General features: G+C 60.1%; 14 protein-coding genes. 5 read left to right on the top strand and 9 right to left on the bottom strand.

Annotation, left to right across the window (positions count from 1 at the left end; all coding sequences use genetic code 11):
• Positions 1–3: 3 nt before the first annotated feature.
• Genes ACLI1L_RS12255 through ACLI1L_RS12245 form a run of 3 tightly spaced genes read right to left on the bottom strand, consistent with a single transcriptional unit; the run spans position 4 to position 2,688 of the window.
• Positions 4–978, bottom strand: coding sequence for an NAD(P)-binding domain-containing protein (locus ACLI1L_RS12255; RefSeq protein ID WP_086588360.1), 975 nt, complete (start codon positions 976–978; stop codon positions 4–6).
• Positions 978–1,595: a response regulator gene (locus ACLI1L_RS12250; protein ID WP_394285942.1), complete on the bottom strand. Its 618-nt coding sequence runs from the start codon at positions 1,593–1,595 to the stop codon at positions 978–980. Before ACLI1L_RS12250 ends, ACLI1L_RS12255 begins: the two co-directional genes overlap by 1 nt.
• Positions 1,588–2,688, bottom strand: a complete 1,101-nt coding sequence (locus tag ACLI1L_RS12245) for a sensor histidine kinase (protein ID WP_244169533.1) — start codon at positions 2,686–2,688, stop codon at positions 1,588–1,590. Before ACLI1L_RS12245 ends, ACLI1L_RS12250 begins: the two co-directional genes overlap by 8 nt.
• A gap of 153 nt (positions 2,689–2,841) precedes the next feature.
• On the opposite strand from ACLI1L_RS12245, the gene ACLI1L_RS12240 reads away from it, so the two are divergent.
• Positions 2,842–3,825: an ABC transporter permease gene (locus tag ACLI1L_RS12240; RefSeq protein WP_411707694.1), complete on the top strand. Its 984-nt coding sequence runs from the start codon at positions 2,842–2,844 to the stop codon at positions 3,823–3,825.
• Position 3,826: 1 nt separating this feature from the next.
• Complete coding sequence (locus ACLI1L_RS12235; RefSeq protein WP_086588356.1) at positions 3,827–4,468, top strand: ABC transporter ATP-binding protein; 642 nt, start codon at positions 3,827–3,829, stop codon at positions 4,466–4,468.
• Here ACLI1L_RS12235 and ACLI1L_RS12230 read toward each other — a convergent pair.
• Positions 4,465–6,042, bottom strand: a complete 1,578-nt coding sequence (locus ACLI1L_RS12230) for an NAD(P)H-hydrate dehydratase (RefSeq protein WP_411707693.1) — start codon at positions 6,040–6,042, stop codon at positions 4,465–4,467. The genes ACLI1L_RS12235 and ACLI1L_RS12230 overlap by 4 nt on opposite strands.
• Before the next feature lie 18 nt (positions 6,043–6,060).
• The gene (locus ACLI1L_RS12225; RefSeq protein ID WP_411707692.1) at positions 6,061–6,876 is read right to left on the bottom strand and encodes an Fpg/Nei family DNA glycosylase; all 816 of its coding nucleotides are present in this window, start codon (positions 6,874–6,876) and stop codon (positions 6,061–6,063) included.
• A gap of 127 nt (positions 6,877–7,003) precedes the next feature.
• On the opposite strand from ACLI1L_RS12225, the gene ACLI1L_RS12220 reads away from it, so the two are divergent.
• The 3 genes from ACLI1L_RS12220 (at position 7,004) to ACLI1L_RS12210 (ending at position 10,304) form a co-directional block, all read left to right on the top strand.
• Positions 7,004–8,500, top strand: coding sequence for a DUF1846 domain-containing protein (locus ACLI1L_RS12220; protein ID WP_316981588.1), 1,497 nt, complete (start codon positions 7,004–7,006; stop codon positions 8,498–8,500).
• A 112-nt stretch (positions 8,501–8,612) separates the two neighbouring features.
• The gene (locus ACLI1L_RS12215; RefSeq protein WP_086588352.1) at positions 8,613–9,554 is read left to right on the top strand and encodes a rhodanese-related sulfurtransferase; all 942 of its coding nucleotides are present in this window, start codon (positions 8,613–8,615) and stop codon (positions 9,552–9,554) included.
• Between the two features lie 387 nt (positions 9,555–9,941).
• Positions 9,942–10,304: a hypothetical protein gene (locus tag ACLI1L_RS12210; protein ID WP_086588351.1), complete on the top strand. Its 363-nt coding sequence runs from the start codon at positions 9,942–9,944 to the stop codon at positions 10,302–10,304.
• A gap of 191 nt (positions 10,305–10,495) precedes the next feature.
• Here ACLI1L_RS12210 and ACLI1L_RS12205 read toward each other — a convergent pair whose 3' ends face one another.
• The 4 genes from ACLI1L_RS12205 to ACLI1L_RS12190 are packed head-to-tail and all read right to left on the bottom strand — an operon-like array spanning position 10,496 to position 14,579.
• Positions 10,496–11,242 (bottom strand): aminotransferase class IV, encoded by a 747-nt coding sequence (locus ACLI1L_RS12205; RefSeq protein WP_411707691.1) that lies wholly within the window; start codon positions 11,240–11,242, stop codon positions 10,496–10,498.
• Positions 11,239–13,098, bottom strand: a complete 1,860-nt coding sequence (locus ACLI1L_RS12200) for a chorismate-binding protein (RefSeq protein ID WP_411707690.1) — start codon at positions 13,096–13,098, stop codon at positions 11,239–11,241. Before ACLI1L_RS12200 ends, ACLI1L_RS12205 begins: the two co-directional genes overlap by 4 nt.
• 17 nt (positions 13,099–13,115) lie before the next feature.
• A complete protein-coding gene (locus tag ACLI1L_RS12195; protein WP_086588348.1) occupies positions 13,116–13,598 on the bottom strand; it encodes a hypothetical protein in 483 nt (160 codons plus the stop codon).
• 9 nt (positions 13,599–13,607) lie between these two features.
• A complete protein-coding gene (locus tag ACLI1L_RS12190; protein ID WP_411707689.1) occupies positions 13,608–14,579 on the bottom strand; it encodes a universal stress protein in 972 nt (323 codons plus the stop codon).
• Positions 14,580–14,665 lie beyond the last annotated feature (86 nt).

Raw genomic sequence — 14,665 nt, 5'->3', positions numbered from 1 at the left:
GCTTTAGTCACATATATTCGCAACGGCTTGCGCGGTCTGCCTAGCAAAGGGGCTTACCCCAGTAATGGTCGCGGAGCCGGGCCCGGTCCAGGTGCCGTATCCCACCAAGAAGAGGCCGTCGACAGTAGGGGAGGTGCCCGCAAGGAGCCCGCGGATAGGCCGGAGGGCAGGCCGGAAGCCGGTACACCAGATGAGGTGGTCTGTGTTGACCTCATCGAGGGATGAAAACATTGGAGTGGCCTGCAAGAGCCCGGAATCCCGCGCCCGCTGGACCGGTGGGACCATCACGATATCGCCCAGGTTCGAATCCGCGCCGGGGTCTGGTTCGCCGCGCAGCATTGCGTTGAGGCGGGCGCGATTGCGCTGAAACAGGACTCGACCATCAACATCATCGGGCATCCACTGCGGGGAGCTGCGGGTATACCACGTTGTCTCCACGCCGGAGAGTAAGAGCTCGGCCGCGATCTGAGCACCGGAATTGGCCGCACCCACGACCGCCACGGTAGATCCGGCAAAGTCCGCGGGGCCCGGATAGAAGGCTGAATGCCATTGCCTTCCGCCAAAGTTGCCGGGGTAGTAGGGGATAAAGGGAGCGGACCACGTGCCCGTTGCCGCTACGACCGTGCGCGAGGTGAGTTTCTCTTCCCCCGCATAAACGTGGAAGCACGCGCCGTCATGGGTCACCTCATCTACTCGGACTGGGCGGCGAATGGGCAGTTCGTAACGCTGTTCATAACGGGCAAAATAATCAATAACGTGGCTAGCTGGTGGAAAGCCCTCGTAGTGGGGCATGGGCCATCCCGGCAGGTTGGAAGAGGCCGCATTGCTAAAAAGCGTCAGGGAGGGCCAGGTATGGCGCCAGGCTGCGCCCGGACCGGATTCTGCATCCAGAAGGACAAAATCTAGGCCCTTCTTGCGCAGGTAATAACCCACCGCGAGGCCAGCCTGGCCGGCACCAATGACTATGCAGTCCAGCATCAAATGAGCTTTCTCTCTCGTGCCACGGTCACCGCGGCGGTGCGGGTTTCCACGCCCAACTTTTGGAAAATATGGATGAGGTGGGTCTTGACGGTGGCCTCGGAAATGAACAGCTGCTTGGCTAGCTCCTTATTAGAGGAACCGCTAGATAGCGCCCGGAGGATTTCCAACTCGCGCGCGGAGAGCGATTCTTGCGGCTGGCCCACACGCTGGGCGAGGAGATCCACAACCTCCGGCGCTAGGGTGCGGCGGTGCGCGGCGGTATTGAGCACCGCTTCGTGCAGTGCCTGCTCGGGGGAGTCCTTGAGCAGGTAGCCCATCGCGCCGGCTTCCACGGCGGCGAGGATATCGGCCTGCGTGTCATAGGTGGTCAAGATGAGCACGGGCGGGCCGCCGGCGTCTACTACGCGCTTGGTGGCTGCGATGCCATCCACGTCGGGCATCTGGATATCGCAGACCACAGCGTCTACCTGCGGGGCATCCGCAGTAAAAAGCTTATCCACATCCGCGCCGGTGGAGCCCTCCATTACTACCTCGACATCGGAGAAGGTATTGAGGATGGCGCGCAGGCCGGCGCGGACCACTGGGTGATCATCAATCAGCATGACATTAACCATTGCTTCGCTCCTTCAGCGGGATACGGACGGCCAGGGCGGTGCCTTCGCCCGATTCTAGGTTCATAGTGCCGCCCACGCTCTCCACGCGGTCGCGCAGGCCGGTAAGCCCGAAGCCATGATCCTTATTATCCCTGCTAGGGGAGGCGGTTACGCCGCATCCATTATCAACAACGTCCAGGGTGACAGCATCTTCGAAAAGTCCGAGCGTGACCACCGCGCGCGAGGCGTGGGCGTGTTTGATGACGTTATTGAGACCCTCCTGCGCGGCCCGCACAATGACCTTTTTTATCTGGGCAGGCACCTTGCCGCTGCCGGAGACCACCAGTTCAAAGGTGGTATCTTCGCCCAAGGCTTTCACGCGGCTGCGCATCTGGGATAGCAGGGAATTGAGCTGGGTTTCCAGCCGCTCATCGGGGCCGGCGAGCTCCCGGACAAAGCGGCGGGCCTCGGCGAGATTCTCGCTGGCGACTTCCTCGATAATTTCCAGCTGTTCTTCTTTGTTTGCTGGATCAGTGGTGCCGCGGGCCGCACGGGAGAGCAGCAGAATAGAACTGAGACCTTGTGCGACGGTGTCGTGAATCTCGCGAGAGAGCCGCTCGCGCTCCTCCAGCCGGCCGGCTTGGTGCTCGCTTGCGGCTAGCTCGGCCTGGGTTTCGCGCAGCTGCTTGGCGATGTCCCTATGGTGCGCCGCCTCCGCCTGCAGTCGCCGCTGTATGAAAAAGACCGTGGCCGCAAAGGCGGTACCGATAAGCGGTCCTACCGCCGCCGCGATGGACCAGCCCTCAGGATGTAGCCAGGCGGGGATGAAAGCGGCCGCCGCCCACAATATGGCGATGGAGACCAACCCAGGAACGGTGGGCAAGGCGCGCAGAAAGACAAAAATAAGCGGGAACTCCAGCCACATGAAATCCTGCGCATGGACCATCAAGCCCAGCCACAGGAGGCAAAGTCCACCCAGCCAGAGCCACGTGGGCAACCAGCGTTGTGCGGCGTACACCACGGCGAGGGCGATGGCTAAGCCAATAACGCGGGCATCGAGCCGGCCGTCCACGTAGGCGCGCGCTATGCCGAAGACCAGCAGAAACGCGAACATGGCGTGCAAACCATAGACCCATAACTTTTGTCCTTTAAACACAACCACCCAGGATATCCGCGCAAGGGTGGACAGTGAATCAACCACTTGGTTGACTAGAGGTTCAGCGAGCTGGCCGATTACTTCTGACCTGCATAAAGCGAATATAGAAGTATGTTCCTAGCAATCAGAGAAATCACCACAGCGCGCGGCCGCTTCGCGCTCATTGGCGGCACGGTTGCGCTCATCACCCTTTTGCTCGTGATGCTCTCCGGCCTGACGGAGGGCCTTTCCAAGCAAAATACTTCCGCTTTGGAGTCCCTGGAAAAGGAGTACCCGTATATTTCCTTCTCCACCGAGGACCCCTCCTTCAGCGAGTCCGCGATGCACGCCGGCGATATCGCCAGCGACGGTATTCCCCTCGGCGCGGCGCAGACCAAGTTGGAAGGCCACGGAGGCGTCGCCGTCCTTAGCCTGCCGGCCGGCACTCAGGTTCCGGGCACCGATAAGACCATCCCAGAGCAGGGCGTGCTCCTGCCAGATTCCATTGATGCGGCTGAACCCGTCACCCTAGGCGGCACCGACCTGCCGGTGGAGGGCACCGTCCCAGAGACCATGTACTCCCACTCTGCGGTGGTATGGGCTTCCACCGAGTCTTGGCAGCAGATTAGCCACGCCCCGAAGGGCGTGGTGGGCACCGCCGCACTGTATAAGCATGAGGTTCCCGGCTCCGTCAAGGTGTCCAAGTCCTTCACCGGTCTGGCGGGCTATCAGTCTGAACGCGGCTCGCTGCTTACCATGCAGGGCTTCTTGTACGGCATCTCCGCGCTAGTCACCGTCGCTTTCTTGACCGTATGGACCATTCAGCGCACCCGAGACCTGTCCATTTTGCGCGCGCTCGGCGCCACCGTGCGCTACCTGCTGCGCGATGCCCTGGCGCAAGCCGCCATCATCTTGGCTGCCGGCACCATCCTGGGCGCTGCCGTTGGGTGGGTGTTCGGCGCGCTTGCCTCCGGCACCGTTCCTTTCGATGTCTCTTTGCGCACCATTGCCGTTCCTACGGTTGGTATTTGGGCCCTCGGCATGGCCGGCGCCCTCGTCGCTACCCGCCGCGTAGCTAAAGCCAACCCACTCGATGCACTTGGAGGAAACGCTTAACATGTCCACCATTCTTGATATTCGCAATGCCACCGTGACCTACCAGGACGGCGAGACAACCACTACCGCGCTTGCCGACGCCTCCCTCAAGGCCGAATCCAATACCCTGACCGCCATCGTGGGCGAGTCTGGCTCCGGCAAGTCCACTCTGTTATCCGTAGCCGCTGGGCTTATCACCCCGGATTCCGGTTCCGTACAGGTAGATGGCACCCGGTCCATCATCTTTCAGCAGGCCAACCTGCTGTCCTCGCTCAATGTGCGCGACCAACTATTGATTATGGATCACATCGCTGGCCGCAAGTTGCGCCCACAGCGCGCCGATGAGCTATTGGACTTTGTGGGCCTGGCAGGTATGGGAAACCGCCGCATGGGCCAGATGTCTGGCGGCCAGCGCCAGCGCGTCAATATCGCCCGTGCGCTCATGGAGCAGCCAGACCTGCTTTTGGCGGATGAGCCTACCTCCGCGCTCGATTCTCACCTTTCCCAGGAGATCATCCGCCTTTTGCGCGATGTCACCCAGGAGATGAATACCGCCACCGTGCTGGTGACCCACGACCGATCCCTGCTGACCTTCGCTGACCGCGTGGTCGAGGTCAAAGACGGCCGAGTTTCTGAGCAGGAGAAGGTTGCCGCGCTCAGCTAGCGCCGCATCACCAACAACCGTGCGATTGCTTGAGGCGCCGCCGCGGCAATCTGGGAGGCGGAGCAAATCCCGAAGCCGTCTGGGGTGTGGGCGGCAATAGCGGCAGCGTGTTGGTGTATGGCTGCGGCGTGCAAGATCTCCGCAATGATCCCCTTCGCATCCACCTCAGCGATGTTCAGCTGGGCTAGCGTGGCGCCGAGGATGCCAGAAAGCACGTCACCGGAGCCGGCGGTAGCTGCATAGGAGTGCCCGGCGTTCATGCCATATATTTCCTGACCGGGGGCCGTGACCGTGGTGATCCGGCCTTTGTGCAGGATAAAGCAGTCGAGCGTTAAGGCAAGCTCCTGTAGGCGTACCCCTAAGCCCTCCGAGAGATCGAGTGCGCGGCCAAGTGTAGCCGTATAGAGCCGCTCAAATTCCCCGGCATGCGGGGTCAGAATGGCGCAGGGATGATCGCGCACAAGTTCGCGCAGGTCCTCATTGCGTGCCAGCACCGTGAGCGCATCCGCATCGATAACTGTAGGCAGCTTTCGTGCCAGCACAGCCCGTAATTCCGCTGCCGCCTCCGGCCCGGTGCCTCGGCCTGGGCCTACTACCCAGGCTTGAGCATGGACCTTTTCTTCGGCGCTTGCATGGGGAACTACCTCCGGCAGGCTTGCGACCACAGAGTCATTTCCTACGACGCGGACCATGGAGGGGGTGGCCCGCACCGCGCCCGTGGCGGCGAGTATGCCCGCGCCGGGAAAGGTACTGCTGCCAGCACATACCGCGGTAACCCCGCCGGTGTACTTGGTGCTTTTTGCCCCCGGCGTCGGATCCAGAATTGGCCCCGTGCAACCCACCGGCTTTGGGGCGGTAACCAGGCCTTGGTCTCCCGTGAGTACCGGCTCGGTTGGCCACTGATAGGGCAAGGGGATGGTGGGTTCATTGGCGATATGGCCCACCGGTTCAGCGGTGGCAGACAGCTCTTCTGCAAAAGAGCGCGGCGCGCCTGGCAAGAGGAGATCGCAGAGCACCACCGCGCCGCATTCCGGGGAAAAGACGTGTCCGGCGCGGGCCCAGCCAAAGCTAATGGTCACGTCCGCCTCCACTGCATCGGTCGCAGCCACACCGGTATCGGCGTTAATCCCGGAGGGGATATCCACTGCCAGGACTGGAACCCCACGCTTTTTGGCCTCGGTATAGGTCTTAAGTGGGGCACCGGAGAGGCCGCGGGTGGAGGAGAGGCCGGCGACGGCGTCGATAAGCAGATCGGCATCCTCCAGACTGTGCACAATGGCCCCGCCGGCCGCGGTAAACGCCTGCAGCGCGGGTTCGTGGGCGCTATCCGCCGCGAGGATGGCCTCTACCGAATAACCGTCCTTAGCCAGGAAAGCGCCAGCGTAGAGGCCATCGCCACCATTGCCGCCCGGGCCGGCGAGGATACTCACATGCCGCCTAGGGCCGAGCATGGCTGCGGCCGTGGCTGCTACGCCGCGCGCGGCCAAGCGCATGAGCTCATCGTCGTAGTTTTGTTGCGCTAGAAGGGACTGCTCCGCCGCGCGGACGGCAGCAACGCTATAGGCATATCGCATGCCCGCCAGGATAGGCCTTTAAGGAGCCGGCTGGCAGGTCGGACACCAGAATAGGTTGCGCCCCTCCATGACTCTTTCCGCCACTGGGGTGCCGCAGACATAGCAGGGCAAACCGGCGCGGCGGTAGACATAAACCTCCCCGCCATGGTCGTCTTTACGCGGTTCGCGCCCCATGGCTTCGGGGGAATGCTCGGGCCGCACCGTATCAATGCGGCCGTGTTCCACCCCGTACTCCATCAGATCCACTAGGTCGGTCCACGTGGCGTCAAAGGTTTCACGGGAAACGTCGCGGCCAGGCAGGAAAGGGGAGAGGCCATGGCGAAAGAGGGTTTCTGCACGGTAGATATTGCCCACGCCGGCATAGAGGTGCTGGTCCATCATCAGCGAGCCAATGCTGCGCCGCGATTTGTGCACCTTGGCCCATAAGGCATCCACATCGGCGTCCGCGCGCAGCGGATCCTGGCCTACCTTAGCCAGTTGTGCGCGGTACTCCTCTTCTGTAAGCAAGCGGCAAAACTGTGGTCCGCGCAGGTTGGCGGCCTCGGTGCCATTATCAATGCGCACCCGAATCTGTCCGCCGGTCTCCTCGCGGGGCTCGAAGCGCAGCTTGCCGATGAGCCCTAAGTGAATATAGAGGATATGGCGCGGATCCGAAGCGGTGAAGTGTACAAAAAGGTGCTTACCGTAGGTCTCGGCCAGCTCGATGCGCTCGCCATCGAGAATCTCCGCCTCCGCTGCGAAGCGACCCTGCGGACTGGTCACGCGAAGCGGCATGCCGCGGTAATCCGCGTTGAATTTATTAGCTAGGCGGTGGATGACGTGACCTTCAGGCATAGAAACCAGTCTAATCGGGAAGAATTTTCGGCAAAACCTGCCGCTAACCAGCCCACTTATTTACGGGGTGACAATAGCGTAAACTCGAAATGCGGAATGATTTAACTCAGGGGAAGGCTTTCAAATCATGACGCAAAAAATCGGCTTTGACCGCGAGAAATACATTGAGCTGCAGTCAAAGCACATTCACGCCCGCCGCGAGGAAATTGGCGGCAAACTCTACCTAGAGATGGGCGGCAAGCTTTTTGACGATATGCACGCCTCCCGCGTGCTGCCGGGTTTCACCCCGGACAATAAAATCGCGATGCTAGAGCGCATCAAAGAGGACGTAGAGATCCTCATCTGCATCAACGCGAAAGATATCTCCCGCCAGAAGGTGCGCGCGGACCTGGGCATTCTTTATGAAGATGACCTGCTGCGCCTGGTGGACGTATTCCGCAGCCGCGGATTCTTGGTAGAAAACATCGTCATGACCCAGCTGGAGGAAGGCAACTCCCAGGCGGAAGCCTTCATCGACAAGGCAGAGCGCCTCGGCCTCAAGGTGGCGCGCCACCGCGTTATCCCTGGATACCCCACCAATACGGACCTCATCGTGTCCGAAGAGGGTTTTGGCCGCAATGAGTTTGCGGAAACCTCCCGCGACCTCGTCGTGGTCACCGCACCGGGCCCTGGCTCCGGCAAGCTGGCCACCGCGCTCTCGCAGGTCTATCACGAGCACCAGCGCGGCAATAATGCCGGCTACGCCAAGTTTGAAACTTTCCCTATTTGGAATCTCCCCCTGGAACACCCCGTGAACTTGGCCTATGAGGCCGCCACGGTGGACCTCAATGATTCCAATATTATTGACCACTTCCACTTGTCCGCCCACGGCGAATCCACCGTGAATTACAACCGCGATGTGGAAGCATTCCCGCTGCTGCGCACGCTTTTGGAAAAGCTTACCGGTACCACCCCATACCAGTCTCCGACGGACATGGGCGTGAACATGGCCGGATTCTGCATTACTGATGATGCCGTGTGCCGTGCCGCCGCCCAACAAGAAATCATCCGCCGTTACTTCAAGGCGCAGGTGGAAGAGGCGCGTGCCGGCTTGGGCACCGAGCAGTCTGAGCGAGCCGCCGTCATCATGGCTAAGGCCGGCATCAAGGTAGAAGATCGGCCCGTGGTGGCGCCTGCGCGCCAGCGTGCGGAAGAAACCGGCGAGCCTGCCTCCGCTATGCAGCTGCACGACGGCACCATAATCACCGGCCGCACCGCGCCCCTGCTGGGCTGCTCGGCCGCGATGCTGCTCAATGCCCTGAAGCACCTGGCCGGCATCGATGACGACATCCATCTGCTTTCGCCTGAATCCATCGAACCGATTCAAACGCTTAAGACCAAGCACCTGGGTTCCAAGAATCCACGCCTGCATACCGACGAGGTGCTCATCGCCCTATCCGTGTCTGCAGCTAAGGATGACAATGCCCGAAAGGCGCTGGAACAGATCAAGGAGCTTGCCGGGTGCGACGTCCACACCACCACCATCCTGGGTTCGGTGGATGAGGGAATCTTCCGCAACCTTGGCGTGCTCGTGACCTCTGATCCCGTCTTTGCCCGCAAGAAAGCGCTGTATCAGAAGCGCTAGGTTCTGCGTAGTAGAAGGTCGGCCCTTTCAGCCCGTGCTGGAGGGGCCGCAGTCTTATAAAGAACAACTACAAGATTGGGGATCTATCCTGCTGCAGGCCTAAGATTGGGGCGTGACTATTGGCAAAGTTCTCCTGTATTACTGCTTTACCCCCATCGAAGATCCCACCGCAATCATGCTGTGGCAGCGCACCCTGTGCGAGTCCCTGGGGCTCAAGGGCCGCATCCTCATCTCTGAGCACGGCATCAACGGCACCGTAGGCGGCGATATGGAAGCCTGCAAGCGCTACGTCCGCCAGACCAAGGAATACCCAGGCTTTAAGCGCATGCAGTTCAAGTGGTCCGAGGGCGGAGCGGATGACTTCCCGCGCCTTTCGGTCAAGGTGCGCGATGAAATCGTGGCCTTTGGCGCGCCGGGCGAGCTGAAGGTGGATGAAAATGGTGTCGTCGGTGGTGGCGTGCACCTCAAGCCAGAAGAGGTTAATAAGCTGGTAGAAGAACGTGGCGAGGAAGTCGTCTTCTTTGATGGACGCAACGCCATGGAGGCAGAGATTGGCAAGTTTAAAAATGCCGTCGTGCCCGATGTGAAAACCACGCATGACTTCATCGAGGAAATTGAGTCCGGCAAGTACGACTGGATGAAAGATAAGCCGGTGGTGTCCTATTGCACCGGCGGTATTCGCTGCGAGATCCTGTCTTCGTTGATGAAGAATCGTGGTTTCAAAGAGGTCTACCAGATCGATGGCGGCATTGTGCGCTATGGCGAAAAGTACGGCAATGATGGCCTGTGGGAAGGCTCAATGTATGTCTTTGATAAACGCATGCACCATGAGTTTGGCCAAGGACTCCAGGACCCAGGCTTTATCCAGCTGGGCCATTGCGTGCACTGTGGCAAAGGCACGAATACCTTCCACAATTGCATTAATGAAGATACCTGCCGCCAGCAGGTGCTCATCTGTGATGACTGCATCCAGCACGTAGAAACGCAGCACTGCGGCCGGCCAGATTGCGCCGAGGTAGCAGCAAAATTCGCCGATCAAAATTCGAGGTCTTGATTAGAAACTGCCAAGTGCTGTCGAAACAGGCGTGAGATCGGGAGAGGCAACGCTCGGCAGATGCTTTGCTTCGCCGCAGGGTGGGCTGAGCGTTAACTAAAAAGTTAATAGAGTTTTACCGCCATTTTACTTGCTGCAAATTACTTTCAAGTATGTTGATTTTTATAGGTTCCGGCTTTGACCGCTGCGTTGCAGGATCGCACGTATCGGTGGCAGGCGGGCCGAAGGCTTTCACATTCGACTTGAGGAGTTTAATTTTATGCTCAGTTTTAAGATGAAGGGGGCGTTGCCGCGGCTGCAGGAACCTATTTTTCTGCCGTGACTGCAGCTCATCCTAGCCAGTGGAACCCTACGATTTCGGGATAAGAGAAGTAAAGGAGAGTAACTATGGCAAGTGGAAAACTCCGTCCGCTTTGGCCTGAATTGGTGGCGGCTGTCTTAGGGGTGGCTCTCGTTTTTATGGCCCCAGTCAGAATCGGTTGGATCGGCACTGTGGTCATTATTCTGTCTGTGGTTTCCGCAATTACCACGTTAATTCTCTCGAAACAGTCCGCGAAGGTCCAGTTGATAGGAATGATTATCGGCATCATTGCGATTGCAGTCGGCCTGTTAATCGGTTCAAAGGGCGATGGGGAAACTGCGATCTTCTCGCCGGCCCTTGTTTGGGTGTTTGGTGCGGGACTAGTGATGTCGACCCTTTGCACCTTGATAGCTCGAAATTTGAAAGCTAATTCAAATCAAATAGCTTAAGATCTTGAGTCTTTTCCCCGGCGGCCTCGTCTACCTATCGAACATAGTAGGCGGGGCCGCTCTCGTGCTTACTGACTGGGTGGTTAGGTGTTTGTAGAGGACAGTCGACTTAGAGAGTCAGTACCCATGACTGGTTACGGTCAACATGCAGTGCAAACGCAGTTGGCAGCGCAGCTAGCCAAGCAGGAGAGCTAGTCGCGCGCCGTTTCCTTGTGGAAGGAGTCCCACCACCACCGTTGCCACGTGGCGGTGTGCGGGTTGCAGGGCGGATAGACGATGCCGGTAGGTGTGTATAGTTCGGTCACCGGGCTGATTCCGTGCAGCGAGTTGAGGAACCACAGGGGGCATTCGGTGGCGAGCTCCAGGGTGAGCGGGTGTGTTTCGGTCCGTATGCCTAGGGCCGCGGCGCGCCGGGTGACCTGGTGCAGCGTGATGCTGGGCAGCGCCGTCCCGGTGGGGAGGACAAGAGTCTCCCCGTCCCAGGCGACGAGCGCGCCGGTGGTGGTCTCCAGCATGGCACCGGAGGAATCCACTATGACGGTGTCATCGGCACCGTCGTCCTGGTACTCGGCGCGGTAGCGTGCCAGTGCCGGGAAATCGGGGCCCTTGACCAAAGGCTGCGAGCGCGGGTCGGGTGCCTGCGCATAGGTTAGCCGGGTGACTGGGCGTGCAGGGGGTGCGGGGCGAATATCAAGGCGCAGTTGTCCTGCAGCTAGCGAGATGCGGGGAAAAAGATCGCCGGGGGCGAAGCGCTGCAGCATCGCAGGCACGAACCCAGCGGGAAGCGGTCCGGCCACCGACTCGAAGCGCCGAAGGTGAAGGCGAAGGGCGCTTGAGTGGGCGTCGCCAAGCATCCGCCAAGAATCCGCAACGTCAAAGGGGCCGGGATGGGTTTGGCTGGGAATAAAGCCGCCCTCGTGCCAGAGATAGGTACTCATTGCCATGCACCTAATACGGACTGCGCCTTAAGGTTGCGCTCTTCTAGCTCGGCGGCCGGATCCGAATCCAAAACGATGGCCCCGCCGGCCCCGATAGTGACCTCACCGCTCGCGCGTAGGGCCGTGCGGATGACCACGCTGAGATCGGCTTGCCCATCGAAGCCCAAGTAGCCCACCACGCCGGAGTAGACCCCGCGCGGTCCCGTTTCGAGTTGGTCAATGATCTCGCAGGTGCGCAGCTTCGGCGCGCCCGTCATCGATCCGGGAGGAAAGGTGGCGCGGAGGGTATCGACCGCAGTGGCATTGGCACGCAGCGCTCCGGTAATGGTGGACACCAATTGATGAACCGTGGCATAGCTTTCTACCTTCATCAACTTCGGTACGCGCACGGTTCCGGGCTCGCATACCCGGGAAAGGTCATTGCGCAGCAGGTCGACGATCATGAGGTTTTCGGCGCGCGTCTTCGGGTCCGTGGTCAGCAACGCCGGATCCTGGTCGGCGGAGATAGTGCCCTTAATCGGCTTGGCCTCCACCTCACGGCCGCGCACGGTGAGGAAGCGCTCAGGCGAGGCGCTGCAGACTTCCACGCCATCGAAGACGAGGTGCGCGGCATAGGGAGCGGGATTGTGTGAGCGCAGTTGGGAATAAAGCTCCCCCTCGGCCCCGGCCGAGTAGGTATCGGTTAGGCAGACTTCGTAGCTCTCCCCGGCGTGCAGGAACTCCTGAGCGCGCTTAATCCGCTCCAGGTAGTCGGGGCTGCGCCAGGCGCCTGCGCTTAGCGACGCCCTGCGGCCCTCCCCAGTCTCCTGTGGTTCATCCGTACTCAAGGCGGCTTCTAATCGGTCCAGCAGTTGCTCGGCGCCGTCGCCAGCCAGGCAGCACAGATGCGCTGTTTCTTCCTGGTGGTCATAGACCATAAAAGACTGCGGCCGCACAAAATAAGCATCCGGGTAAGGGGAGCGGTGGCTTAGCTCAATGGGCAGGGTGAGCTGGGCGCACTCATAGCCTAGGTAGCCGATAACCCCGCCGGTGAAAGGAAGTTCTGGAGCGTTGGCGATGCGGGTAGCGAGCTCGCGGTCCAAGAGGGTAAGGATATCGGGGGCGTCACCAAGCCTATAGCGGAAAGAACGACTCAACGCGCCAGTGGTATCTCCGAGGATGGAGTAGCGCCCGCGCGGATCCGCGGAGTCGAGGAAGAAGGCATCTTTTCCTTCGGCGCGCAGGGTAGCAAAGACCTGCGGGCAGTCCACCGCGCCGGGAACCTCGCGGTGGAGCAGGCGGAACCCACCCAGGAAGTTGCGCATAATATCCCGGCCGTGCTGGGTAAGCACCGACTCCGGGTGGAATTGCACGCCCCAGTGCGGCAAACCATCGACCTTGAGCGCTTGAATGACGCCATCCTCGCTGCGGGCATGAACGGTGATACCGGGGACCTCGTCAATCTGCAGGGAGTGGTAGCGCACTACCTCGAAATTTTGCGGGATTCCGGCAAAAATACCCTCGCCCGAGTGGCTAATAGTGGAGACAAAACCGTGGCGCGGTTGTGGTGCACGAGAAACCTGAGCGCCAGCCAAGAGGCCCAGCCCTTGGTGGCCAAGGCATACGCCCAGCACCGGAATCTCGGCCGCCGCTGCGGCGGTGATGATGGCTCGGGCAGCACCGAAGTCCTCCTCCCGCTCAGGCGTGCCCGGACCGGGAGAAATCACCACATGAGAAAATTCGCCGGCACGGACGCGCTCGGCCAGCCCTTCCGCCTCGCCGGCAGCAATAACGAGTGGGTGACGCCCGTCTACCTCTGCAATGAGGTGAGCCAAGTTGAAGGTATAAGAATCGTAATTATCAAGCAGGAGGATCATCGGGAGGGGGAAGTTTTCTATGCGGCAGCCGAGTCCATGAGAAATAGCTGGATATCGGTAATGGTCCATAGCATGAAATTGCAGGCCATCACCCAGAAAATGGCCATCCAACTGCGCCAGCGCAAATAGCGGTGCAGCTTGCGCACCATGATGATGGCGCAGCCAATCATGCCGAAGAAGGGAATGATCGGGGTGGTCAGGCTAAAGAAGGTGCGCTGCCCATCGGTGCAGAGCCACGTAGCGGTGCCATCTTCGCATAAAGGACCGCCCATAAGCCTAGCGGCGAGCGCGACCGAGAAGCCATAAAGCGCGGAGATGACAAGGACTGCGAGCATGTACCAGACGGCTTGCCGGGTAGAGCGGCGGTTAGCAGCGGCAATCTCTAAAGGATCCGGCTCATCGGCCAGCTCATCGAAACTCTGCGGTTCAGGGCGGCGCAGATTGGCATAGTCAGCATCGGATGTCAGATCGTTTTCGGGATGCTCTGGTCGCTGGCTCATACCCCAATCCTAACCGCAGGCTGGGTGGACCAAGATGGGCACCCGAATATGCGGCAGCAGCTCCGTGGCAGTAGAACCCAAGAATACGCGGGCGATGGGGCCTTGCGGGGTGGAGGCCATAAGCATGAGATCGCCCTTTTTCCACTTGAGCGAATCCACTGCGCCGCCCCAGCCGGCACCGGAACCAATTTCAGAGGTGACATCCAGCTCTGGGAATTTCTCCTGGATGCAATCGCGGGCGCGATCCAGCATGGCAAGGGAATCCTCGAGCCACTCCGCCGCCAGCTCGAGCGCCATATCGTGCTTATCCTTGGACGGCGTATTGAGCAGTCCCTTTGCCGAAAAGGCAAGCAGGCGCAGCGGCAGGTTCCAGCGATTGGCAAGCTCGGCTGCGGCGAGCATCTCATGATCTTCTCGCGGGCTGCGTTCGGTGATGGCAAAGTTAAAGCGGGTGACGCCGTGCTTGGACAGCTTTACCTTGCGAGGCACCAAGCCCAATGGTTGAGGGGAATAATGCAGCAGGGTATCGGCCGTAGATCCGGCGAAGAAACGCCCCTTGGGTGCGGCCTGGTTGGGCCCCAAAATGATGAGGTCTGCCTCGAACTTCTTGGCCATTTCTGTCAGCAGATGGGGGCGCGAAGGGCCGTCGACCAATAGGGAGGGTTTCTCATCCCAGCAGCTACGCGGCACGCCGGCCTCATCGAGGGCGGCACGGGCAGCGGCGGCACAGGCCTCCTTTTGTCCTTTAAACCATTTTTTATATTTTCCGCCCAGTTTGCTGAGGGAAGTAGTAGTCCACGGCTGGAATACGGTAGAGATGACGCGTACCTGGATATCAGCGGTACGGGAAAGCCACGCGGCACACTCGAGTGCCTCGGTGCCGGAGGAAGAGGGGCTCCAAGAAATAAGGATGCGAAGTGGCTTTTCGGCCGAGCCCTTGCTCAGGGCTGGGAGATGCCCATCGGAAATATCAGTTGCCATACTGTACGAACTAGTGAGAGATTACGGTTTTCGCTTCTCTCAATTATCACGTTAAGCCCCAGAAAAATGAAATCACTGCGGGCAAA

Origin of the sequence: Corynebacterium sp. LaCa117 (assembly GCF_046717765.1) — a bacterium.
GTDB lineage: Bacteria > Actinomycetota > Actinomycetes > Mycobacteriales > Mycobacteriaceae > Corynebacterium > Corynebacterium kefirresidentii.
This window is presented reverse-complemented; position numbering and strand designations above follow the sequence as displayed.

Excerpts from the sequence above, each read along its gene's own strand:
- ACLI1L_RS12255 (WP_086588360.1), bottom strand. The coding sequence starts at position 978 with ATGCTGGACTGCATAGTCATTGGTGCCGGCCAGGCTGGCCTCGCGGTG.
- ACLI1L_RS12250 (WP_394285942.1), bottom strand. The coding sequence starts at position 1,595 with ATGGTTAATGTCATGCTGATTGATGATCACCCAGTGGTCCGCGCCGGC.
- ACLI1L_RS12245 (WP_244169533.1), bottom strand. The coding sequence starts at position 2,688 with ATGTTCGCGTTTCTGCTGGTCTTCGGCATAGCGCGCGCCTACGTGGAC.
- ACLI1L_RS12240 (WP_411707694.1), top strand. The coding sequence starts at position 2,842 with ATGTTCCTAGCAATCAGAGAAATCACCACAGCGCGCGGCCGCTTCGCG.
- ACLI1L_RS12235 (WP_086588356.1), top strand. The coding sequence starts at position 3,827 with ATGTCCACCATTCTTGATATTCGCAATGCCACCGTGACCTACCAGGAC.
- ACLI1L_RS12230 (WP_411707693.1), bottom strand. The coding sequence starts at position 6,042 with ATGCGATATGCCTATAGCGTTGCTGCCGTCCGCGCGGCGGAGCAGTCC.
- ACLI1L_RS12225 (WP_411707692.1), bottom strand. The coding sequence starts at position 6,876 with ATGCCTGAAGGTCACGTCATCCACCGCCTAGCTAATAAATTCAACGCG.
- ACLI1L_RS12220 (WP_316981588.1), top strand. The coding sequence starts at position 7,004 with ATGACGCAAAAAATCGGCTTTGACCGCGAGAAATACATTGAGCTGCAG.
- ACLI1L_RS12210 (WP_086588351.1), top strand. The coding sequence starts at position 9,942 with ATGGCAAGTGGAAAACTCCGTCCGCTTTGGCCTGAATTGGTGGCGGCT.
- ACLI1L_RS12205 (WP_411707691.1), bottom strand. The coding sequence starts at position 11,242 with ATGAGTACCTATCTCTGGCACGAGGGCGGCTTTATTCCCAGCCAAACC.
- ACLI1L_RS12200 (WP_411707690.1), bottom strand. The coding sequence starts at position 13,098 with ATGATCCTCCTGCTTGATAATTACGATTCTTATACCTTCAACTTGGCT.
- ACLI1L_RS12195 (WP_086588348.1), bottom strand. The coding sequence starts at position 13,598 with ATGAGCCAGCGACCAGAGCATCCCGAAAACGATCTGACATCCGATGCT.
- ACLI1L_RS12190 (WP_411707689.1), bottom strand. The coding sequence starts at position 14,579 with ATGGCAACTGATATTTCCGATGGGCATCTCCCAGCCCTGAGCAAGGGC.